The sequence below is a fragment of the Methylophilus sp. 5 genome (genome assembly GCF_000515275.1).
Taxonomy (GTDB): Bacteria; Pseudomonadota; Gammaproteobacteria; order Burkholderiales; family Methylophilaceae; genus Methylophilus.
In genome coordinates this window covers 1,213,262-1,236,582 of the sequence record NZ_KI911560.1, presented here as the reverse complement: position 1 = coordinate 1,236,582, position 23,321 = coordinate 1,213,262, and the positions used below count along the sequence as shown (strand labels likewise).

Here is a 23,321-nt window from a genome sequence, read left to right as displayed (position 1 = left end):
GCGATGTGTTCATGAAGCGTTGTAGCTCCCTCTCTCACCCCGGATGATCTACAATGGTTTCGGTTCTTCTATTGTTAGTGGTGGTGTTGTAGCTCCCTCTCTCACCCCGGATGATCTACAATAAATCGTTCAAGCATGCGCCTAGTGCCAGCGTTGTAGCTCCCTCTCTCACCCCGGATGATCTACAATGGCCCGCACTCAAGCAGATGCTCTTCTCATGTTGTAGCTCCCTCTCTCACCCCGGATGATCTACAATGCATCGTCTTTGCTGTAAATCAGTGTATAAGTTGTAGCTCCCTCTCTCACCCCGGATGATCTACAATGCGAACCAAGTCCTGAACAGGATCGCTTTTGTTGTAGCTCCCTCTCTCACCCCGGATGATCTACAATCTAAAACCCATGCAGCCCACGTCATGAAACGTTGTAGCTCCCTCTCTCACCCCGGATGATCTACAATTATTGATAGACATGATGTATTTCCCTTATAGTTGTAGCTCCCTCTCTCACCCCGGATGATCTACAATCCGATGAAGAAAGGGCATTAAAAGATGCTGGTTGTAGCTCCCTCTCTCACCCCGGATGATCTACAATTATGCTTGAGTGAGTTTCTCATCCTGGTTAGTTGTAGCTCCCTCTCTCACCCCGGATGATCTACAATAGCAACAATTCAAGTATGGTCGCGCTTGCTGTTGTAGCTCCCTCTCTCACCCCGGATGATCTACAATTCGTGCTTCCGATCAATACGCGATCACCGTGTTGTAGCTCCCTCTCTCACCCCGGATGATCTACAATCGGTGCGGATGTCACGCCTTATATTCAGTCGTTGTAGCTCCCTCTCTCACCCCGGATGATCTACAATTTACAATTACAGGTCTTGCTGACCCCGTGGGTTGTAGCTCCCTCTCTCACCCCGGATGATCTACAATGCGTCAAGTAAGTCATGGGATGCGGCAGGCGTTGTAGCTCCCTCTCTCACCCCGGATGATCTACAATTTGATGATCGAGAGGGTCGACGTTCACGCCGTTGTAGCTCCCTCTCTCACCCCGGATGATCTACAATTCAATTATGGGCTTCCGCAACTCTTCCACCGTTGTAGCTCCCTCTCTCACCCCGGATGATCTACAATGTTGGAAGCTCTCCAGTTTCAACGCAATGCGTTGTAGCTCCCTCTCTCACCCCGGATGATCTACAATTCATCTGACCATACTGACGCTGTGCGCATGGTTGTAGCTCCCTCTCTCACCCCGGATGATCTACAATCATCGAACGTAAATATGATTTGTATTACCAGTTGTAGCTCCCTCTCTCACCCCGGATGATCTACAATAAGGTTGTCGCGGACTGACTTGGTGGTCGGGTTGTAGCTCCCTCTCTCACCCCGGATGATCTACAATAAGGTTGTCGCGGACTGACTTGGTGGTCGGGTTGTAGCTCCCTCTCTCACCCCGGATGATCTACAATAGGCCAAGCCCACTTAGCGCAAATGTGCAAGTTGTAGCTCCCTCTCTCACCCCGGATGATCTACAATAGGCTCTCACCAAACCCGTACCAGCTAACAACTGGTGCGGGTTTAATTTTTGAAAACACTGATTTAAAACAAAAGAAGTTGGTCTGATTTGACCTTTTTTTCCTGAAAAAGCGGTAGTCCAACCAGTAGTTTCATACTTGCATACTGTTTTTCTGTGACACTTAAGCACCGTACAGAGCCTTCTGGCGGCAAATTATCGACTAATCGTTTTAGGTGTTTATCAAGCGCATCGTTGCCATTGAGTAGGCGACCGTAAATAGAAAATTGAATCATGTCATAGCCGTCATTGATTAAAAAACGCCTGAAGAGCGTGTAGGCACGACGTTCGGCTTTAGTCACCGTTGGGAGGTCGAATAATACTAGCAGTCGCATATATCGTCTGTTCTCCCCACTCATAGTTAATACTCTAGTTGATGTTGCTCCAACCCTATTAAAACCGGCAGTTCCAACATCTCTGGGCTGCCACCATCGAGTACTCGTGCCAAGCTTTCGACTAATTGTTCTATTGCAGATAACACCGACATAGTGCCGCGTGGCATACTCACATCAATATTGAGCAAGTTCACCAACCCTGCTTTGTGTAAAGGCGTCAAAACATCATTTGCGGGTAGCGGCATATTTTTCACACACAAATCAACCAATGGCCGAAAAGGCTCAATCAGGTCATCGGCCAGATTAAACGCATTTTGCTCACTGGCATGAAAAACCCCCATGGCTGGCATCATGCCGTGCGCGACCAGCCCACGTGCAATCGTGCCGCGCAAAATGGCATAACCATAATCCAGCGCAGCATTGGTAAAGCTCTCTTGCATACGCTTAAAGCCTTTGCCAAATAACAGTGGAAAATAAAAAGCAGCTGCCTGACCCTCCATATTTTCAATATCACCAGAGCGAACGCGTCCCACATAAGACTCTAAGCGCTCAACCCCATCCCGGCCCGAAAGGCGCAAGCAAATTGCCTGATTAGCAATTTTGCGCCGTATGATGGCTGCCCAGGTTTGCTTGGATTTTGGTTTAGGAAAATCTAACTGCAAACGCATCCATTTATTGGCGCGTGAATGCGAAAGGTATGGCAGAAAAATGCCATTTGGTTGGTGATTGTCCCCGGTTGAAAATAAGCTGATGCCATATTCACCACACGCGGAAAGCACAGGATGAGTAAGTGTGATCTCCCGGTTGTTTAGCACAATCACCGCAATATCTTCAAAAGGCACAAATGCGGTTTGTGCCTGCTCAATCGCTAGCGAGAAATGCTCACGTCGTAGCTTGGCTGGTTGGGAGATAACAACGCTACGCCAAGTCACTTCGAGTTTCCTTTGGCGCAGGATAGATATTGCCTAAAACATCGACATTGTATTTCTCTAAACTAATGGCTGTTTTTACGCCTAAGCTTCGTAATAAACCATCTTTACCAATTAATCTGTTTCGGTCATGACTCCATAAGTCAATATTGCCGGTTGTTCTGTCGCATCCGGCATAATATCCATATAAGGGTGACTTTCCTTTTTGAATGAGGCATACATAATCATTAGGATATAGCGTAAATTTGAAAGCAAAACTTTCATCAATCAATGTCCATTCTGCCTCATCTTTAGCTTGTAATATCGCCCGATTCGGTAATCCTGTGACGCGATGATGCACATACACCGGCACAAGATAAAATTTACCTGCTTTGCTAAATACATCCACTCGCAACATGGAGTCATTTTTCGCAACACCGCCCCTAATCGGAATGCCAGATAGTTTATCAATCACTGCCGTCACAGTTCGCACTACAGGCCCTGGCGACCCGTCATTGGTAGGTTTGCGTGGTAAAGCTCTTAGTCGCTCAACTTCTGCTTTTTCTTCAGCAGTCATTTCACGTTTATCTTTACCTCGGCCTAGGCTCGTTTCAATTTCTTTCACGCGCTTTTCTCGCTCGTCCTTTCCTTTCAGCCACTCTGCAATTTCGGCATAAAGTTTTTGATTGCGATGTGGTTCAACGAGCTTATCCAGATCGGATAACTTCAAATCTGTCACGACTATTTTTTGGGTGACGCTGCCAGTTGTTGCTAACTTTTCAGATTGACCATAAATGGTCTCTTTGTGCGCTGCGCCACCATTGCGCCGTTGCGGTGCACGAGAGACAAATAACGTTTTAGCGTGATCTAGTGCATCAGCGTCGTAGCCCATATTTTCCAGCTCATTGCGCATAGCTTGTAAATCATCTGCGAACAATCTTGCTTGTAACTCTTGCCTAAAGTGCGACCAAGGGAATGGAAAGTGTTGCTCGAGTTGAGCATACATTGCGTGATTTGCAATTTCACCCGTGGTTAGGTCCACAAAACCTTCACGCGCAGCCTCAAGTTCTTTACGCCTTGAGTAGTTCGCCAAGCGTTTAACCATACTATGGCTACAAGCTGCAACGATGGCAGCGTCTAAGGCATGGTGTCGGTCGGAGTCTGAACGTACCTTAACTAAACCCCAGCGTGCTCTCAGAAACGAGGTTAATTGACCATTGACGACGACGCAGCGTTTTGCATCACTTTCATCGGCCAGTTTGAGATAGAGCTCGACATAGTTTTTAAAAAAGCGGCAAATATAACGGGTATCGTTTAAATTGCGCTCACTAAACTCTTTGGCGGCTTCCTCACCAAAATCTTTACGCAATAACCGGTTACGTTTGGCTTGGCGATAAGTTTTGTTCGAGTTCACAAAGGCTACGTATTCAATCCAGCGTACATTGTTTTGAGCACCGCCTAAGTACTCGTAAGGTGTCATATTGCCTTTGTTTCTATTCTCGGCAGCTAGCACTAACACTCGATTACTTTTACTATCATCGTAACTACGCGAATACGGAAGTGCATGATCCACTTCCGCATAGCCCATTTCAAATAAGCGATTCATGTCTAATGCTTGTAATGAATAAGCGCACTTTCCATGCTGTTCACGATAAAGCTGCCATTTTTCAAATTCGCGACCTTTCAATTCGCCAGTAGTATTAAATTCAAGGTTAAAGGTTGAGCGATCTTTCTCGTTACGATCTCTGTATTCGTCCTGTGCTTTTTTAATGTCACGTCTATCATCAAATGATTTAGATAAGTCGCGGGCCATTTCAATATGTACCTGATCTGGCGAGCCATATTTTTTGATGATGGCATTGACGACTTTTCTGGCTTGATTTAATGCACGCAGCACAACAGGGTTGCGGGGTATATCCAGCTCTTCGTTAAATTTAAGACGGCCGTCTTTGTCACGACCGCTATAAAATGGCGGTAGATATCGGTACTCACCAGTACTGATGACATGCTGTTGACTATGGTGGTATCCAGCGGCCAGACAGGCCTCGTCATAGCGCTGGCCTTTTTCCATGTGTGGAAGTATGTTGTACAGTGCTTTAAGGGAAAGATTACTAAACTGCTCAAACCGAAAGGTTTGTAATACTGCAACCATGTCAGGTTTGTTGGGTAAATCTAGTTTGTTTAGCTCGCGCTCAACTTCATCATCTTCTTTATAAACACTCAGAATTCTGGCAATGCCATCATAAAGCTGCGCTTTACCATCCAGCGCATCGACTGCTATTTTCTGCCAATCGCTTTCCAAGTTGGCTTCTTTCATGGCTTTGCGTAACTGTTGCCAGGCAGGTAATTTAATCAGCTTTTCATCTTCCGGGTTTTTGGATTTTTCTTGTTCTGATTGGCTAGGGTAAACCAATCCGGCAAAACGGAACTCGCTTGTCAGCCCCGCTTTGACTAAGGCGTTGCGTAATTGCTTATAGCTGAAATCACTGCTTTGGTCATAGGGTAGATTAATGGCAAGTGCGCGTTCTGCTGGTGTCAGTGCACGTTTCTCACCGTCAATAATCAAACGGCAATTATTCAATCGGGTTAACCAAACATGACGTTCTACAGTAAAGCTGCCTTTCGGTGCGCGGTATTCATTTTTCTCTAATGTGCACTTACCTAGCATGTTTAAAAGTGCTTCACCCGATAGCGAGGGCTTTTGTGCCCATAGCAGTCCATGTTTGCTTTCCAGCAGTTTGTTTTCGAATTCACTAGAGGTATTGGGATTGCCGAATGTGCGCTGGCTTTCAAACAGCATGTGCAATTCACTTGAAAGCAGTTCACGAGATAAGGCTTTACTGTAATCGCCACGTTTGTTGCGTTGCGCATCGGGGAATTCGTTGATCACCATTTCAGCCGCCGAACGATAGCCTTTGTCCTGCATCAGCTTTTTAGTCCCTGCCAAGCCCTTTTTGACTGCGCCACCTTCTTTGTCATCATCTGCTTTTTTCTCTTCAGCTTTGCTCTGCCAATGAAAGCCACGATGTTTACATAAATGATAAATGACTCTTGCCCATTCTTCAGCGCTGAGCTTCCTATCCAGTGCTTCAACACGTAATTGCCATAAGTTTGGTGTAGCAAAACCTTTGGCCGGTGGTTGTTTGAGCACATTGACATCAGCAATCAACCCTTCACGTTTGAATAGTCGTGCAAGCTTGGTTAGCCGCCATGCGCGCCTTCTCAAACGTCGGCGTAGTAAACGTGCAGACCGGCGCGCCAAGTTGAGTGACTCACCTTTGTCGGCTGTTTCTGCTTTATCGAAACAACGTACGCCCAAATCAATAACTCGATGCTCTCCCAGTAGTGCCCAGCCTACAGAGGCAATCCCAATATCCAAGCCAATGCTATATTTCACACCCTGCTTGCTATTCATATTTTTATTCCTTATTATTGAGTCGTTGTGGTCATCCGGGGTGAGAGCCGTTGCTACAATAAAGAGTCGAAAGATTCTGTATCCAAGCCCAGCCTTCGTGCTGGGCTTTCTGTTATGGCAATCACCCACAGTTTTTTATTAAAAAGATGACCAGCATTTGTAAATGTAAAGTATTGTGCGCCATTTTATTTTAAAGTTATGTAAAATTGAAAATGCTTCAATGGTTTTTTACCTGTTTGAAGTGCTTTAATGACGTATCAATTTCTCAACACAAATAGGGAGCGGGCGATGGCGGGTTGGTTTGAACTAACAAAAAGTGATGCGAACGGGCAATTCAGTTTTGCATTGAAGGCTGGCAATGGCGAGCAGATTCTCAAAAGTGAGCAGTACACCACTAAAGCGGCGGCACAGAATGGCATTGAGTCTGTGCAAAAAAACAGTCCGTTGGACGAGCGTTATCAGAAGCTAACTGCTAAAGATGGCCGCCCTTATTTCAATCTACTGGCGGGCAATAGCCAGGTCATCGGTACTAGTCAGATGTATTCTGCAGAGTCTGGCCGTGATAATGGTATTGCGTCGGTGAAAACCAACGGCCCTACCGAAACAATTAAAGACTTAACCTAGTCAGGCTAACGTTTTTGTTAAAGCCTCGCCTTGTGCGGGGCTTTTTTCATGATGAGGTCCCACATGCAGGCAGGTAAGAGTCGCATCAGGCGTGCGGCGATGCCCATTTGCCACGGAATAATGGTGAAGCGCCGTTTAGCTGCAATAGACCGTAGCGCTTTGCGTGCAAACACATTGGCGTCCATCAAAAATGGCATGGGGTAAGTGTTAATCTCTGTCATTGGTGTGCGGATATAACCGGGGGCGATGGTGGTGACGGCAATACCGTATAGCTGCATTTCTACGCGCAGGCTTTCCAGGTAAGTGATGGCAGCAGCTTTGCTGGCACTGTAAGCGCCGGAGCCTGGCAGGCCGCGAATGCCGGCGACACTAGCGATGCCGACCAGTTGAGCTGGCTCGCCTTGGTTGGCGGCCGTTTTCATCGCTTCGATCAAGGGCTGAAAGGTGTGCACTAAGCCCATTACGTTGGTTTCAAACACGGCTTGAAACGCTGGGATGTCTTCAGCATATTCGGTGAGTGTGCCACGGCTGACACCGGCATTGCCGATGACAATATGCGGCGTGCCAAAGCGATTTAAAAAGTCTTGTGCCATAGATTGCATTTGCGCCGCGGCACGCACATCCACACAGTAAATGACGCAGGTGGTTTGATATTGCTGTTTTAAGTGCTTGGCCAGGGTTTGCAATGCGACTTCATTTCTGCCACATAAAGCCAACACTAGCTTTTCGCCATATTGTTCTGCATACGCGTTTGCAAGGGCGGCACCGAGGCCGCTAGAAGCCCCGGTAATTAAAATGCGCATGGCGGACACACTACTTTTCGGCATAAAAAACATCACGGTAAACAAATTTTAATCGGGTAGAATGCCATAAAACAATGCGCGGGGAAACGTAATGAATTTGGAAAAAGTGATTTTTGGCTTTTTTATTATTCTGGCCATGACACTCAATTTTGGTTTTTTTGTGGGCGAGATTGATAATCCGCAACATCACTTGCATTACGAGTTATATGTGGCGATTGTGGTTAACTTGATTGCTACCGTGCTTAAGTTTGGCGACCGCACCCAAATTGGTGCGATTCATCTGGCGACCAGCCTGGTGGCTGACATACAACTGATTGCCGCCGCGATTATCTGGGTGGTGGCCGGGAGCCAAGGCGCAGAACCCGAGGTGATGGTCGGTATTGTTTCTTTGTCGGGCGGTGCTTTTCTGGCCAATATCACTTCGGTGATTTTGCTTATTTACGAAACTGTGACCTTGCGTCGCTAGCGTGCACCCGTAGGGACCGTTTGTGAGTCTCAATCACATCATTTTTCTGATTCTGCGGCGCATGCGTGCGCCGCTACTGATGGTCATCATCAGCTATGCCATTGCACTGATTGGTTTCGTGCTTATCCCAGGCGCAGATGACCATGGCCAGCCATATCACTACAGCTTTTTTGATGCGTTTTATATACTAAGCTATACCGCCACCACTATTGGTTTTGGTGAGATTCCCTACCCTTTCACCACGCATCAACGTGTGTGGATGACGTTCTCGATTTACCTGACAGTGATTTCCTGGTTTTATGCCATTGGGGCGATTATTGCGCTGTTTCAAGAGTCTGCCCTAAAGCTAGCTTTTAAAAATGCCATGTTTCAGCGCGATGTGCGTAACCTGATGGAGCCGTTTTACCTCATTTGCGGCTATGGTGAAACCGGTGGTGAACTGGTGCGCGCACTGGATAAAAATGAATTGCGCGTGGTGGTGCTGGAAATTTCGCCTGAGCGCATCAATGAGCTGGAAATGACCGATTACCAGTTTTACATTCCACATTTGTGTGCAGATGCTAAATTTTCTGAAGTGCTACTGTATGCGGGCATTAAACATCCGATGTGCCGTGGGGTGGCGGCCTTGACCGATGACGACCATGCCAATCTGGCGATTGCGGTGGCGGTGAAACTGATCAAGCCCGATTTGCCGGTGCTGGCCCGGGTACAGAATGATGTCATTGCCGCGAATATGGCCTCGTTTGGTACGGACCGCATTATCAACCCTTATGATATTTTTGGTGAGCATTTGGCCATGCGCCTCAATGCGCTGGGCACCTATTTGTTACACGAATGGCTGACTCGCGCGCCGGGCGATGCAATCGCCACACCGGCCGCGGTGCCGCAAGGGCATTGGATTGCCTGTGGCTTTGGCCGATTTGGAAAATCTGTAGTCAACAGCCTGCAAAATGGCGGCATGCATGTCACTATTATTGAGGCAGACCCACAAGGGACACAATGCGAGGAATGTATTGTCGGCAGCGGGGTTGAATCGCACATTTTGCAGCAGGCCGGGGTAGAGCAGGCGGTGGGCATTGTTGCCGGGACCGATAATGATATTAACAACTTGTCGATTGTAATGACGGCGCTTGAGTTGAATCCAAACTTATTCGTGATTATCCGCAAAAACAAACGGCATAACGATCCGCTGTTTCAGCACTTTAATGCCGATAGCACCATGCAACCGAGTGATGTGATTGCGCACACTTGTTTATCTTATATGGTGTCGCCGATGCTGGCCGAATTTCTGGCCACCGCCAGGCATCAGGGCAATGCCTGGGCTAACGCTGTGATTGCGCAGTTGGTTTCCAAGCTGGGTGAGCAAGTGCCTGATACTTGGGATATTACGATTGCGGGCGATATGGCAGTGGCTGTGTGTGCGTTGATGGAGCAGGACATACAGCCTGCACTCAAGCACTTGATGATGAGTCCCGCCGGACAGCAGCGACATGAAATGCCAGTGGTGCCGCTGATGCTGGTGCGGGGCGAGCAAAAAATGTTATTGCCGACATTATCGACGCCATTGCAGATTGGTGACACGATTTTATGTTGCGGGCTGGATCAGGCGAAATCTATTCAGCGTTTTGTGATGCACGATATTAAAACGCTACATTATCTGGTGACGGGGACGGAGATGCCGGAGACATGGGTGGGGCGGTGGCTGAGGGCTGGGCGCTAATGCATTGGTTAGAATTGGCTAATAAGGTCATTGTTAGGGTGTTATTGCCTCTGGGTGACCACCTTCATACCGTCATTGCGGCGTAGATCGGAATCCAGGCGACGTCTGATGACAATAAAAGGTTGCTCTTTGGTTGGGTGGTTTCTTTTCGCCTTGCTGGGCGCGACGTAGGATGGGTATTGATGCCCACGCGGGTTTTGTAGTTGTTTGTTAGGTTGCTTTTCGCCTTTTCGGCGAGTTACTTTTCTTTGCTTGCCCAAAGAATAAGTAACCAAAAGAAATGCACCCCAGCTTCCGCTTGTTTCCTGTGCTACTCGGCTTGTCGGGCGGTCATCGAAACTCGCCCTAGCGGCTTGCAAAAGACGCAAGCCACCGCGGAACTCGAACAGCCGATGACCGACAACTCCCGCCAATCCTGCGTTGCTCGGCGCGTCAGATGGGGACCCCGAACACCATCCGACTGCAACCGTTAGCGAATTAAAGAAAAAAGAATCTGGTTTTTGAACCGTCCAAACCTCGGCGATGTTACTTAGGTGAGAGAAGTCCCATCCCATCACGCTGAGTAGCGGAGACGAAGTGGGAGTAGTCGGCCATCGGCTGTTTGAGCTCCGCAGCAAGCCACGTTTTGTGTGGCTTGTCAGGGCGAGTTTCGTGACCGGCTTATTTTGTTGAGCAACGCAAGGGAGCCGTCAGGCCGTGATGGCTGGGTGCCCTCTTTTTGGTTACTTTTTTGGGGCAAGCAAAAAAAGTAACTCGCCAACAAGGCGAAAAGAATGCTTTGTAAGATTCCTTGCAACGTCTATTCTGAAAATTCTCAGTCATGAAATCCTATAAGGTTTTATCCGCGTGTATCTGCGTTCATCCGCGGCAAAGATGGTTTGCAGGCGCTTAAAACAAAAAAACGCCTGATGCATCACATTAGGCGTTTTTGAGCGGGCAGTGGCTAGATTATTTTTTACCAGTAGCTTTGTCTTTGCGCACATTCTGAATAATAAAGTCTGCGGTTTGCAGGGCTGTTTCATTACCGCCGGCCATCGAGCTGCCGGTGATGTATTTGCCATCAATAATCAGGCTAGGTACACCCGTGGCACCAGAAGAGCGGAATACTTGCATGGCTTTATTCATTTGCATATTGGTGGCAAACGACTTAAAGGCTTTTTCGACCTTGATTTTGTCCAGGCCACCTTGCTTGGTGATCCAGTCAATGGCCGCGGCTTCGTCAGCCGGGTTCAGTGTTTTAGCTTTATGAATCGCGTCAAACAACTGGGTGTGCAATTTATCCAGCACGCCGAGTTCTTGCATGGCGAAATAGGCTTTTGCCATTGGTGCCCAGTTTGCATTAGGCAAGGCTGGCATGCGTTTAAAGTACACATCGGCGGGGAGTTTTTTGACCCAGGCGTCCAGTGGCTGCTCCATGTGGTAACAATGCGGACAGCCGTACCAGAAAATTTCCATGACTTCGATTTTGGCTGGTTGGTCAGTCGAAATTTGTTGTGCAACCTGATCAAACTGCTGACCCATTTGCGGGTCTGCCCAAGCGGTGCTTGCGGTGAAGCCAGCAAAAAGCATCAAACTCAACAACATATTTTTCATAAAGTCAGTTTCCTAAGTTTTGTGTAACGTTATGCATTAACGTGGCAGCTGCCTATGCGATGACAGCGGCATTAATGGTTTGAAGATTCGATATTGACCTTGATCAGATTGGCCTGGAAGCCATTGGTTTCCAGATCGTGGCTGATTTTGTTGATTTTGGCCAAATCATTGAGCGGGCCGATGCGCACGCGGTGCATGGTGCCTTTATTGGGAATGTCTGCGGTTTGTACAAATGCCTCGAAACCGACCAATGCCAGCCTGGTTTTGAGGTTGTTGGCGTCATCTTCTTTGGCAAACGCGCCCACCTGCACAAAATAGCTTTCTTGCTTGATGGTGGGGTTCTTTTTCACTTGCTGTTCGCTAATTTTGCTTTCGGTATCAGGCAAAATCGTATAGAAATCAAACTTGTTCGGGTCTTCGATCGAAGCGCTGCCTGGTTTGACTTCTTCTTCGGTCACGGTGCTTTTAATGGGGATTTCTTGCTGGTCGTCGTCCTTTTTAAACGCACTGGAAAACGGGCTATGATCGCCTTTGATGTAGATGATCAGCGCCACGGTGAGTGCCACGCCCAAAAACAAGCCCACCAACAGGCCATTAAAAAAGGTGCTGCCGCTGCTTTTACTTTTTGCTTTGGCTTGTGAGGGTTTGTAGTCGCGACTCATGTGTGATGTTTACCAATCAATTTAAGCATTTATTGAGCAGGATGCTTACATTTTTTCTGGGGCACTGACACCCAGTAAAGACAAGCCGTTGCGCAATACGGACCGTGTGGCGGTGATCAGCGCCAAGCGTGCCAGTTTAACCTGCGGCTCATCCACCAAAAATTTGGTGTCATTGTAATAACTATGCAAGGCACTGGCTAGCTCCTTGAGGTAGTTGGCCACCATGTGTGGCGCCAACGCCTGGCAGGCGCTGCTGACCACTTCAGGGTATTGGCCCAGCGCTTGCATCAGGGTGGTTTCAGTGGCGCTTTGCAGCGGCGAGAGTTCAGCCGCGGTTAAGCTGGCTACGTCGCCGTTCCACTGGTTGAGCACACTGCAAATGCGGGCATGCGCATACTGAATGTAATAGACCGGGTTGTCATTGGTTTGCGCGCGCGCGAGGTCAATATCAAACACCAGTTGCGAGTCTGCACTGCGCGCCGCCAGGAAGTAGCGCGTGGCATCGCAGCCAACCTCTTCAATCAGGTCGCGCAGTGTGACATAGCTGCCAGCGCGCTTGGACAGTTTGACCTCTTCGCCACCACGCATGACGGTGACCATTTGATGCAGCACGTACTCCGGCCAGCCTTGCGGAATGCCGACATTGAGCGCTTGCAGGCCAGCACGCACCCGGGTAATGGTGCTGTGGTGGTCTGCGCCCTGCTCGTTGATCACGCGTTTAAAGCCGCGGTTCCATTTTTCGCGGTGGTAAGCGACGTCGGGCACAAAGTAGGTAAAGCCACCTTCTTTTTTGCGCATGACGCGGTCTTTGTCATCGCCAAACTCGGTGGTGCGCAGCCATAAGGCGTCGTCTTGCTCGTAGGTGTGGCCGCTGGCAATCAGGGATTGCACGGTATTTTCTACTTTGCCTTCACTGTATAAAGCGCTTTCGAGTGAAAACACATCAAATTTGATCTGAAAAGCCTGTAAGTCGAGGTCTTGCTCATGGCGCAAGTAAGCCACGGCAAACTTACGGATAGACTCGGTATCCTGCACGTCACCGCTAGCGGTCACTTGCATGTCATCGGCAATGATGGTGGCTTTGGCCTGGTAGGCCTGGGCAATATCAACAATATAGTCGCCACGATAACCATCTTCGGGGAAGCCTGCATCGTCCGGGCCTAGGCCTTGCACGCGTGCCAGCACTGACTTGGTCAGGTTGTCGATTTGCGCGCCAGCATCGTTGTAATAAAACTCACGCGTAACATCCCAGCCATTGGCATCTAACAGGCGGCATAAGCAATCGCCCACCGCCGCACCACGGCCGTGACCAACATGCAAAGGGCCGGTTGGATTGGCAGAGACGAATTCCACCTGTACTTTTTCATGTTGACCAAGCTGATTGCGGCCAAAGGCGGCACCTGATTGCAAAACCTCATGCACAATCGCCTGCTTGCTATCTGCCGATACAAAGAAATTGATAAAGCCAGCGCCTGCAATGTCTACCTTGCTAATGACGTTGTTGGCGGGCAAGGCATCAATAATCTGTTGCGCAATTGCACGCGGATTTTGTTTTAAAGGCTTGGCCAGTTGCATGGCGATATTGGTCGCAAAATCACCATGGTCGGCAGACTTTGGCCGCTCAAGAATGATATTGAGGCTGGAGGTGTCTTCTACCAGTGGTTGCACCGCTTGCAGAATGAGTTCTGTGATCGTTTGTTTCAAGGTTAAAATGACGCTGAATAATCAAACCGCCATTTTAACCTAATTAGCCATTTTCACCCATGTGTTCAACCGCCACCGACCTTGAGGCCATCTCTCCTGCCAGCATTGTGCGCGTGGTGCTGGATGTGCCATTGGATCGCTGGTTTGATTATTTGAACCCTGGCCTGCCTATTTGTGTAGGCAATCGCGTGGTGGTGCCTTTTGCCGGGCGGCAATTGGTTGGGATTGTGATGGCGCTGCTGACTGAAACGGATGTGCCGCAGCATAAGCTCAAAGCCGTGCTGCAAGTGTTTGACGATGTGCCGTTTGATGCGGCCACTTTAAAGTTGCTGCGATTTTGCGCCGACTATTATCACTACCCTTTTGGGCAAACCGTGTTGGCTAGCTTGCCGCTACGTTTGCGCCAGATTAAACCCGCGGTGACGCGCACAATGTGGGTATACCACTTGGCGCAGGCGATCCCGGAAGACTTTGTCGGCAAACGGCAACAAGTGCTCACCAGGCTGATTGCCTGTTTGCAGCAGTATGATGAATGCAGTGAAGCAGTGCTGGGTGAAGTGTCTGCCACTTGGCGCAAAGCGATGCAGCCATTGCTTGATGGTGGGTTTGTGACCAGGCGCGAGGTGATTGCGACCCGCCCTTCTCTACCCGCCTCAGACCAGGCGCCGACACTCAATAATGAGCAAGCCGATGCCGTAAACGCCATTTTAAAAGGGCTGAATCGTTTTCAGCCCTGGTTGTTATTTGGGGTGACAGGCTCCGGCAAAACTGAGGTGTATATTCGCTTGCTGCAAACCGTGCTCGCGGAGCCGCACGCGCAAGCACTGATCATGGTGCCGGAAATTAACCTTACCCCGCAGCTTGAAAGCCGCTTTCGTCGTCGCCTGAGTGAGTTTCCGTTGGTGACGTTGCATAGCCATTTAAGCGAGAGTGAGCGCTTGCAAAACTGGCAGGCGGCCCAGTCTGGGGTGGCGCGCATCGTCATCGGCACCCGGTTGAGTGTTTTTACGCCCATGCCGCATCTCAAACTGATGATTCTCGATGAGGAGCATGACACCTCTTACAAGCAGCAAGATGGTATGCGTTACCATGCGCGGGATGTGGCGCTGGTGCGTGCCAAGCAATGCGGGATTCCGGTGGTGCTGGGCAGTGCAACGCCTTCGCTGGAAAGCTGGTATAACGCCACGGGTGACCAGGGGCAAGGCGCGTCGGCTGCCAAAAAGCCAAGCTACCGATTGCTGACCTTAACCAAACGCGCGGCTGCCCAGGCAAAATTACCCCGCATTTTTTGCATAGATACTACGCACAGTCCGCCAGAAGCCGGGCTCACGCCGCAGTTAAAGCAGGCGATTGAGCTGCGTTTGCAGCGAGGTGAGCAGAGCTTGCTATTTATTAATCGTCGAGGTTACGCGCCGGTACTGCATTGCTCTGCTTGCCAGTGGCTGGCAGACTGCCGCCGCTGCTCGGCCAAAGCTGTGTTGCACTTGCGCCAGCGTGTCTTGCGTTGCCATCATTGTGGCGATGAGCAGCCGATTCCTGTGCAATGCCCTAGTTGCGGTAACCCTGATTTGCGCCCGATTGGCCAGGCCACACAGCGCGTTGAAGAAAGTATGCAACAGCTTTTTCCGCAAGCGCGCGTTGCGCGGGTGGATAGAGACACCATTCAGGCCAAGGATGCCTTAACTGAGCTGTTGTCCGCGGTACATGCCGGTCAAATTGATATTTTAATTGGTACGCAAATGCTGGCCAAAGGCCATGACTTTGCCAATTTGACGCTAGTTGGCGTGCTGGATGTCGATGGTGCGCTGTATAGCCCGGATTATCGTGCCAGCGAGCGCCTGTTTGCCCAGCTGATGCAGGTGGCTGGTCGCGCCGGTCGCGGAGACAAGCCAGGGGAGGTGCTGGTACAAACCGCTTTTCCGCAGCATGCTTTATTTGCCGCTTTGCGCGAGCAAAACTACGCCGATTTTGCTAATGATTTGTTGCAAGAACGCATGGCCATGCAGTTTCCGCCGGCGACCTATATCGCCGTAATGAAGGCTGAGGCGGCTGATTACGCGCTGGTGAATCAGTTTTTGAGCGACTTTAGCCAGGCGGCCAGAGAGTATGTTTCGGCACACGCTGCAACCTTGCCCGAGCAGCCGTTGGTGTATGACCCGGTGCGCCCTGGCATTGCCAGGCTAAACAAAATGGAACGCGGCTATGTGATGTTGCAGTCTGTGCATCGCGGCGCCTTGCAGCAGCTGCTTTTGGTGGCGGTCGATTGGGTAAGAACACATCCGCTGCAAGCAAAAGTACGCTGGGTGCTTGATGTGGACGCGCTGGAATACTAGCGAAAATTACAAATATGCTACTAAATGCCTGATTTATTGTAAAAATACGTTAGTATTTGCGTGTTTTTTAAGGTAAATTTTGGCGTTGTTATACTATTTAAATGATATAGATTTTATAAAGTTTTTGGGGAGTCATCTTGAACACACAATTAAAGCGTATAGGCCTGCTGCAGCTGTTGGCAATCGGCTATACATCGCAAGTACTGGCCGGCGGTGTTTCTTTGCCGGACATTCAGCAAAACTTACCAAGACCGGTGTTGCCTGAGCCAAGACCGATCATTCAGGTGCCTGAAGAAACGCCTGCACCAGAAAGAAAACAAAAAAAATCCAGCCTCAAAATTGTGGTTAAAGAATTTAAGTTTTCTGGCAACAAACAATTTTCAGATGAAGTGCTGGCTGCGCAACTGGCGCACCTGACCGGCCATGAAATTGGCTTGCGTGAACTGAATGAAGCGGTTGGTACGGTGCGTAACTATTATCGTCAGCGCGGCTATTTGTTAACGCAAGTGTATTTGCCCACCCAGGATTTGCAGAAAACCACAGAAGCTGCGGCCGTTGTTGAGCTCTCTATTTTGGAGGGCACATTGGGTGACGTTAAAGCTGAAGTTGGCCAAGGCCTGGATCAGCCTTATTTCCAGTCATTGTCAGAATACGGCTTGAATAAGGGTGATGTGCTCAATGAGCGCAACCTGGTGCGTAACATTATGGTGATGAACGGCTTGCCGGGCATACAGGTGACTTCACAGCTTAACCCCGGTGAGGCGGTCGGTAGCTCAGATGTGGCTGTGTCTGTGGAACCTAGAACCAAATACAGTGGTTTTGTCAGTGCAAACACTTATGGTAACCGCTACACCAACCACGAAACGCTGGGCTTTGGTTTGGCCGTGAATAACCTCAATGGCCGTGGCGACCAATTGGCCGTAGTCGGTAAAACTTCAAGAGATGAAGGTCAGCGCTCGTTAAGCGGCTTGTATTTTACTCCTGTGGGCAGTGCAGGCACGATCATGAACTTAGCCTATAGCTATGTAGATTATAAGCTCGGCGGTGATTTCAAGCAGTTTGATGCCTCTGGTGATGCGCATTATCTGTATGCGTCACTTGAGCATCCGTTGTTGCGTGAAACCAAAAAAGGCGTCGCCTTTAAAGTGGGCACTAACTACAAGATTTTAGATGATGATGTTGATGCATTTTCGATTAATAATCGTCGCGATATCAGTAGCCTGGAGCTAGGCCTGGTGGGTGACTGGATTAACGAAACCGGTAGTGTGGCTTATCAATGGAGCTTCTTGGTCACTGGCGGTAATGTCTCTTATAAAGACTCGCTGGCAAAAGCGAATGACCGGGGATTACTTGATACCCAAGGCAGTTTTGTGAAGTGGAACTGGACCTCCAGCCGTACCCAAGTGTTTGACAATGGTGTGAACTGGATTGTGCGGGCCGATTATCAGGGCGCCGGTAACAACCTGGATATTGCTGAGCGCTTTGGTATTGGTGCCATTAACCGCTGGCGTCAATTTTCAGAGATTCCAAGCCAGGCTGACCAAGGCTGGATGGTAGGCACCGACGTGCGCAAAACATTTGCGACTACCGGTGCGGATGTCACGCCTTATATTCAGTCCGTCACGCCATTTGCATTTTTTGATGCGGGCCGCGGCAAGTTGAACCATGACCCGATTGGCAGCAGTCGGTACGTCAGGTCTAACATGGTTGGTGTCGGTACTGATATTCAGTTCCCGGGGCAATGGATTTTAACCACGACCTACACACAGCAGAAACGCGATCTTGATGCTGCCGAAAGTAATACAGAGTACCAACTCTGGGGCCAGTTAAGAAAAAATTTCTAGTATCACCCCGCTAGTAAACAATGATCCAGGCAATAAGTCTGGACATATAAAAAAGTAAGTAGCATCGCTGAATATTGACTAGTCCAATTGGAGTTGGATTAGTCATAGTGGGCTACATACAAAAATAATTTCCTGAACCAAAATTACACCCATATCAGGAATTGAGAGAAGTGATGGTAACCCACTGGTCTTGGAAGATCAGTGGCGTTTCTTACTAAAGGAGAAGTGTCATGAAAGCAGCATCCTTAAACCATGTTTATCGTTTGGTCTGGAGCAAGCTCCAGCAAGCGTGGGTGGCAGTCGCCGAAACAGCCCGTGCCCATGGTAAATCTAATGTGAGTGGTCAAGTGGGCGAAGCGCCGGCGGCAAGCGGGATGCTTGCTGCAGCATTGACCTCTTCGAGCAAATGGCGTTTTGTCGTTGCGAGTGCATTTGCCGCGGCGATCATGCCTCTCTCATCAATGGCAGATACTAACGTTGTGGCTGGTGTGATTGCCGGTGACCTGACCGTGAAAGAGGTCAGCGCGACCCACACCCAGTATATTCATACCGCCAATGTCAACATTGTTGATTTCTACAAGTTCGGCGTGGCGAAAGGCAATCAGCTGGATGTCATCATGCCTGATGCTGGTCGCGCACTGTATCGCGTGATTGGCAACAGCCGTTCCGAAATTATGGGTACGTTAAACGCTAAGGGTAGCCTGTTTCTGGTGAACCAGAATGGCATCCTGTTTGGCAAAGGCTCAGAGGTCAACGTCGGTAATATTGTGGCTTCTACCTTAAATATTTCCAATGAGGCTTTTTTGCAGGGTAATTATCAGTTTACCGCAGGCAACCTTGTGGGCAATATCGAAAACCGCGGCGTGATTAAAGCACAAAACGAAGGTTATATTGTTTTGCTGGGTAAAACAGTAGACAACAGTGGCACTTTGGTCGCCAGCAATGGCAGCGTGGCACTGGGTTCTGCACAAACGGCAACGTTAGACTTTTTTGGCAATGGCTTGGTAAAAGTTAAATTATCAGGCGATGCGCTTGAAGCAACCATTAAAAACAGCGGGTCCATTTATGCAGATGGTGGTTTGGTGCAATTAGCAACGAATGCCCGTTCGTCAGCAATCAATGTTTCCGGCATTGTTGAAGCCAATCAACTGGTTGAACGCAACGGCATGATCAGCCTTGAAGGTGGCGATAACGCTAAGGTTGAGGTGTCAGGCCAGTTGATCGCACAAGGTCAAGGCACGACGGGTGGGTCGATTGAAGTTACCGGTGAGCAAGTGGCCTTGATGAATGGTGCCTTACTGGATGCCTCTGGTGATACGGGTGGTGGCAAGGTGCTGGTTGGTGGTGATTACCAAGGTAAAAACGACGCTGTTTATAACTCAAGAACCACTTATGTTGCGAGTGGCGCGACTATCAAAGCGGATGCACTCCAACAGGGTGACGGCGGTAAGGTGGTTGTCTGGGCCGATAATTTGACCCGTTACTATGGCAGTATTTCTGCACAAGGCGGTGCGGCCAGTGGTAATGGTGGTTTTGTTGAGGTCTCTGGCAAGCAAGACCTGGCTTTTCTTGGCACTGTGAATGTGGCCGCGGCTAATGGCCTTGGCGGTTCAGTGTTGTTGGACCCTGAGACAATCAACTTGATCAGCGGCGGCTCTGCAGTCACCGATAATGCTTCTGGTACGCCAGATGTGGCGTTTGGTGACAATGCTGGCGGTACAACCAATATTAATGTTGCAGGCATCACCGGCTTTAGCGAGTTGTTTTTGCAAGCGACAAAAGACATTAACGTAAATACAGCCGTCACGATGAACGTGGATGGCAATATTCGCCTTGAAGCCAATAACGATATCAATGTGAATGCGGCGTTGACCACCTCAGGCAAAGGCAGTATCAATCTGAAAGCCGATGCTGATACTGATGGAGTGGGTAATTTGGCGATTGGTGCCAATATTACTGGCCCTGGCGGCGTAATTTTGTCTGCAGCAACATTGACTCACACCGCAGGTAATATTAGTGCCAATGGTGATGATAAAGGCTTTGGCCATGCAGGCAGTATCAAAATCACCGTGGCTGGTTTGGCAGATTTAGGCACAGCCAACATTACGGCGAATGGACGCGTTGCACCGAGCGCAAGCAATGGATTTAATGGCGGTAGCGTGGTTATTCAGGCAGGCAGCCTGAATATGACGGGCAGTATCAATACGTCAGGCTCGAATTCTGGCAGTCCTGGTAATGGCAACACGACACCTACAATTGTATCTGTCGTGCCACTGAAAACATTACCAATTGGCAACGGCGGCACTGGCGGTAAGGTCGACATTACCACTACCGGTGATGCCAAAGTAGGCAATATTACGACGGGTGCAGGTAATGCCGGACGTACTTCTATTGTTTCTGTGGCCTCTGGTGAGGTGAGTGTTAAAAGCACTACAGGCAATGTGACCGTTGGCGATGTGTCTACCAAGGGTGGTTTTAACGCTATTGGCAATAAAGTAACGCTTTCTGCTGCTGGTGGAACCGTGGCCGCTGGCAATATTGATACCAGTGCTGGTACCGGCCGTGCTAATACCGATGGCAAGAGTGCTGGTGCTGTGAGCATCACTGCAGCTAAAGGTATTACTGTTCAGGCGATTACAGCTTCTGGTGCAGATGGTAATGGTACGAATAAGTCCGGTGGTGCAGCAGGAGCCGTGACATTAAAAACCACGGCAGTTGACAGCGATATTAACTTTGGCGCTATCACTGTTGAAGGTGGAGACAAAACGGGTACTGGTATAGCGGGCAATGGCGCTAGGATTCTTGTTCAGGCTGTCCGTGATGTATACATGAATGGCGATATCACAAGCAATAGGAATGAAGTTCCAGCTGATGCAGGTAAAGCAGTCCAGCTGGTTGCGGGCCGTCACTTTATTAATAACGCTAGCCCTGCGGGGCACACTATCAAATTTAATGATGGGGCAACCGGCCGTTGGACCATTTACAGTAATGATCCAACCGGCGATGTAAAAGGCAGTAATTTGCTGGCGACTTATGATTACAAGCAATATGGCACTGCATTTGGTGGCGCCTTGTTAGGCACTGGTAACGGCTTTGTACATCAAGTGACGCCAACAGTCACTGCGACCTTGGCGGGTACATCTACCAAGGTGTTTGATGGTACTAATACGGTGACTGATTTAAGTGGCTTGACGCTGACAACCAGCGGCGTGCTTGATAATGATGTGGTTACCTTCTCGCCAGCGGCATTAACCAGCGCATCGTTTGACACAGCAGCTGTGGGCGCAGGTAAGGCGATTACTACGGGTGCGACAACGATCACCAGTGCGGTGACCAATGAGGGCAAAGTTATTTACAATGCTTATACGACGGTCAGCAATAACTCAACCGCAACGGGTAGCATTACAGCTGTGCCAGTCACGCCAACGCCTGCCGGGTTCGCATCACCACGTGATGATGCCGGTTTAGGTGGCTTGATTCCTAACAACCCGATCTTGAATACGATGTTTATCGTTTCTCTGAACCCTGCTGCTGGTGATGAGGATGATCTGGATGCGGTGGCTTGTCCAACCAATGAGGACCATTTGGGCAGTACGCCTATCCTGAGTTCTGGCGTGAAATTGCCAGACGGCGTCAACTCAAATTGTATTTAATTTAATCAGCCTAGCAAAAGCCGGACAATTGTCCGGCTTTTGCTTTTGTGCCGAATAATGTTTTGTATTCGACCAGACACCAAGTAAAATAGCGGTCATTCGTTCGCGGCTGTAGTTCAATGGTAGAACGCCAGCTTCCCAAGCTTGATACGCGGGTTCGATTCCCGTCAGCCGCTCCAAAGGAATTTTCATGGCTAATACTCCTCCCACCGTTTTAACGTTTGCAGCAACCGACCCGAGTAGTGGCGCCGGTGTGCAGGCTGACATCATGGCATTGTCCAGTATTGGTTGTTACCCGCTGTCGGTAATTACTGGTATCACGGTGCAAGATACGGTAGGCGTTGAAAGTGTGATGCCGCTAGATGCGGACTGGATTAATGACCAGGCCCGTGCGATTCTCGAAGATGTGTCTGTGAATGCCTTTAAATTAGGCTTGTTGGGCAGTGTGGAAAACGTGGCAGTGATTGCCGAAATCGTCGCCGATTACCCAGATGTGCCGTTGATCATAGACCCGATTCTGGCTTCTGGTCGAGGCGATGAACTCTCTAATGAAGAAATGCAGGCCGCCATGTGCGAGCTTCTGTTTCCGCAGGCAACCCTGATTACACCGAATAGCCTGGAGGCACGTCGTCTGGCTTATTACGATGAGGGTGATGAGGTAAAACACAGCTCGCTCGAAGAGTGCGCGTTGCGTTTGTTGAGCATGGGTAGCGAGTATGTGATGATTACCGGCACACACGAGCGCTCGCTGGATGTCGTTAACAGTTTATATGGTGTGCAAAACGAGCTGCCGGGGCTGATTAAAGATTATCACTGGGAGCGTCTGCCAGGTAGTTATCATGGTTCTGGTTGTACCTTGACCAGTGCGATTACCGCCTGCTTGGCACATGGCTTGACCATGGAAGAAGCCGTGCATGAAGCGCAGGAATTTACCTGGCAAACATTGCGCTATGCGTTCCGTCCTGGCATGGGGCAGTTTATCCCTGACCGGTTTTTTTGGGCGCGTGAATCTGACGTGCAGGAAAAAGCGAGTGAACTTCAGCATTAGCGGGTTATATCTGGTCACGCCAGATTGTGATGACACCGGATTACTTTGTGCCCAAGTGACACAGGCCTTGCAAGGCGGTGTTGCGTTAGTGCAATACCGCCACAAAACTGCCAGTGATGCTTTGCGTTTAGAGCAGGCAACTGCCCTGCTCGCTATTTGTCGCCAGGCCAATGTGCCTTTGCTGATGAATGACCATGTGGCGCTGGCCGCGGCACTGGATGCTGACGGTGTGCATGTTGGTCAGCACGACAGTGCCATCAGTGCAGCACGGGCGGTGCTGGGTAAACAGAAAATCATCGGTGCCTCTTGCTATAACCGCTTTGAATTGGCCGAGCAGGCGCAGGCAGCAGGCGCTGATTACGTGGCCTTTGGTGCTTGTTACTCTTCTTCTACCAAGCCTGACGCGCCCAGAGCGACATCTGCCTTGTTCACACAAGCCAAGCAGTTATTATCGGTGCCAGTGGTTGGCATTGGCGGCATTACCTTAGATAACGCCCGCCCGCTGATTGAAGCAGGTGCCGATGCGCTGGCAGTGATTACCGATATTTTCCAGGCTGCGGATATTGCTGCGCATTGCCGCCAGTATCAGCCTTTATTTGCAAAAAATTGAGCGCTAATCGCTACCGCTTTACCAGACGTTGTTTGGT

The 23,321-nt window shown here is 49.5% G+C and carries 15 protein-coding genes, 1 tRNA gene and 1 CRISPR repeat array (1 of these 17 cut by a window edge); of the genes, 9 read left to right on the top strand and 7 right to left on the bottom strand.

Translation table 11 applies throughout. The annotated features are described in order from the left end of the window. Positions 1 to 1,529: a CRISPR direct-repeat array (repeat unit 37 nt; unit sequence GTTGTAGCTCCCTCTCTCACCCCGGATGATCTACAAT); it reaches 250 nt to the left of the window's first position. A gap of 63 nt (positions 1,530 to 1,592) precedes the next feature. Genes cas2 through cas9 form a run of 3 tightly spaced genes read right to left on the bottom strand, consistent with a single transcriptional unit; the run spans position 1,593 to position 6,224 of the window. Further along, the gene (gene cas2 / locus METH5_RS0105850; protein ID WP_029147629.1) at positions 1,593 to 1,901 is read right to left on the bottom strand and encodes a CRISPR-associated endonuclease Cas2; all 309 of its coding nucleotides are present in this window, start codon (positions 1,899 to 1,901) and stop codon (positions 1,593 to 1,595) included. Between the two features lie 26 nt (positions 1,902 to 1,927). Then, positions 1,928 to 2,833 carry a type II CRISPR-associated endonuclease Cas1 gene (cas1, locus tag METH5_RS0105845; RefSeq protein ID WP_029147628.1) on the bottom strand — a complete coding sequence of 302 codons (906 nt, stop codon included), beginning with the start codon at positions 2,831 to 2,833 and terminating at the stop codon, positions 1,928 to 1,930. After that, positions 2,820 to 6,224 (bottom strand): type II CRISPR RNA-guided endonuclease Cas9, encoded by a 3,405-nt coding sequence (gene cas9, locus METH5_RS0105840; RefSeq protein WP_029147627.1) that lies wholly within the window; start codon positions 6,222 to 6,224, stop codon positions 2,820 to 2,822. Before cas9 ends, cas1 begins: the two co-directional genes overlap by 14 nt. Positions 6,225 to 6,512: 288 nt before the next feature. Between cas9 and METH5_RS0105835 the strand changes: the two genes are divergently transcribed. After that, positions 6,513 to 6,848, top strand: a complete 336-nt coding sequence (locus METH5_RS0105835) for a YegP family protein (protein ID WP_029147626.1) — start codon at positions 6,513 to 6,515, stop codon at positions 6,846 to 6,848. 17 nt (positions 6,849 to 6,865) lie between these two features. On the opposite strand, the gene METH5_RS0105830 is transcribed toward METH5_RS0105835, so the two are convergent. Further along, positions 6,866 to 7,684 carry an SDR family oxidoreductase gene (locus METH5_RS0105830; protein ID WP_029147625.1) on the bottom strand — a complete coding sequence of 273 codons (819 nt, stop codon included), beginning with the start codon at positions 7,682 to 7,684 and terminating at the stop codon, positions 6,866 to 6,868. 58 nt (positions 7,685 to 7,742) lie between these two features. On the opposite strand from METH5_RS0105830, the gene METH5_RS0105825 reads away from it, so the two are divergent. Continuing rightward, the gene (locus METH5_RS0105825; protein WP_029147624.1) at positions 7,743 to 8,117 is read left to right on the top strand and encodes a DUF6394 family protein; all 375 of its coding nucleotides are present in this window, start codon (positions 7,743 to 7,745) and stop codon (positions 8,115 to 8,117) included. Positions 8,118 to 8,178: 61 nt separating this feature from the next. Beyond that, positions 8,179 to 9,837 (top strand): TrkA family potassium uptake protein, encoded by a 1,659-nt coding sequence (locus METH5_RS0105820; protein ID WP_036308195.1) that lies wholly within the window; start codon positions 8,179 to 8,181, stop codon positions 9,835 to 9,837. Between the two features lie 948 nt (positions 9,838 to 10,785). Here METH5_RS0105820 and METH5_RS0105805 read toward each other — a convergent pair. The 3 genes from METH5_RS0105805 to argS all read right to left on the bottom strand — a co-directional run bounded on the left by METH5_RS0105805 (position 10,786) and on the right by argS (position 13,796). Beyond that, the gene (locus METH5_RS0105805; RefSeq protein ID WP_029147622.1) at positions 10,786 to 11,430 is read right to left on the bottom strand and encodes a thiol:disulfide interchange protein DsbA/DsbL; all 645 of its coding nucleotides are present in this window, start codon (positions 11,428 to 11,430) and stop codon (positions 10,786 to 10,788) included. Positions 11,431 to 11,501: 71 nt separating this feature from the next. Next, on the bottom strand, positions 11,502 to 12,092 hold the full coding sequence (locus METH5_RS0105800; RefSeq protein WP_029147621.1) for an SPOR domain-containing protein: 591 nt from the start codon (positions 12,090 to 12,092) through the stop codon (positions 11,502 to 11,504). A gap of 45 nt (positions 12,093 to 12,137) precedes the next feature. Continuing rightward, positions 12,138 to 13,796, bottom strand: coding sequence for an arginine--tRNA ligase (argS, locus tag METH5_RS0105795; RefSeq protein ID WP_029147620.1), 1,659 nt, complete (start codon positions 13,794 to 13,796; stop codon positions 12,138 to 12,140). A 59-nt stretch (positions 13,797 to 13,855) separates the two neighbouring features. On the opposite strand from argS, the gene METH5_RS0105790 reads away from it, so the two are divergent. The 6 genes from METH5_RS0105790 to thiE all read left to right on the top strand — a co-directional run bounded on the left by METH5_RS0105790 (position 13,856) and on the right by thiE (position 23,284). Then, positions 13,856 to 16,129, top strand: coding sequence for a primosomal protein N' (locus METH5_RS0105790; protein WP_036307645.1), 2,274 nt, complete (start codon positions 13,856 to 13,858; stop codon positions 16,127 to 16,129). 137 nt (positions 16,130 to 16,266) lie between these two features. Then, a complete protein-coding gene (locus METH5_RS0105785; protein ID WP_029147618.1) occupies positions 16,267 to 17,973 on the top strand; it encodes a ShlB/FhaC/HecB family hemolysin secretion/activation protein in 1,707 nt (568 codons plus the stop codon). A 230-nt stretch (positions 17,974 to 18,203) separates the two neighbouring features. Beyond that, complete coding sequence (locus tag METH5_RS0105780) at positions 18,204 to 21,626, top strand: filamentous hemagglutinin N-terminal domain-containing protein (RefSeq protein ID WP_029147617.1); 3,423 nt, start codon at positions 18,204 to 18,206, stop codon at positions 21,624 to 21,626. Positions 21,627 to 21,731: 105 nt separating this feature from the next. Next, positions 21,732 to 21,805: transfer RNA gene (locus tag METH5_RS0105775), tRNA-Gly, on the top strand. A gap of 11 nt (positions 21,806 to 21,816) precedes the next feature. Beyond that, entirely contained in the window at positions 21,817 to 22,674 is an 858-nt protein-coding gene (locus METH5_RS0105770; RefSeq protein ID WP_029147616.1) for a hydroxymethylpyrimidine/phosphomethylpyrimidine kinase, read from the top strand. Further along, a complete protein-coding gene (gene thiE, locus METH5_RS0105765; RefSeq protein ID WP_029147615.1) occupies positions 22,658 to 23,284 on the top strand; it encodes a thiamine phosphate synthase in 627 nt (208 codons plus the stop codon). The genes METH5_RS0105770 and thiE overlap by 17 nt, the downstream gene beginning before the upstream one ends. Positions 23,285 to 23,321 lie beyond the last annotated feature (37 nt).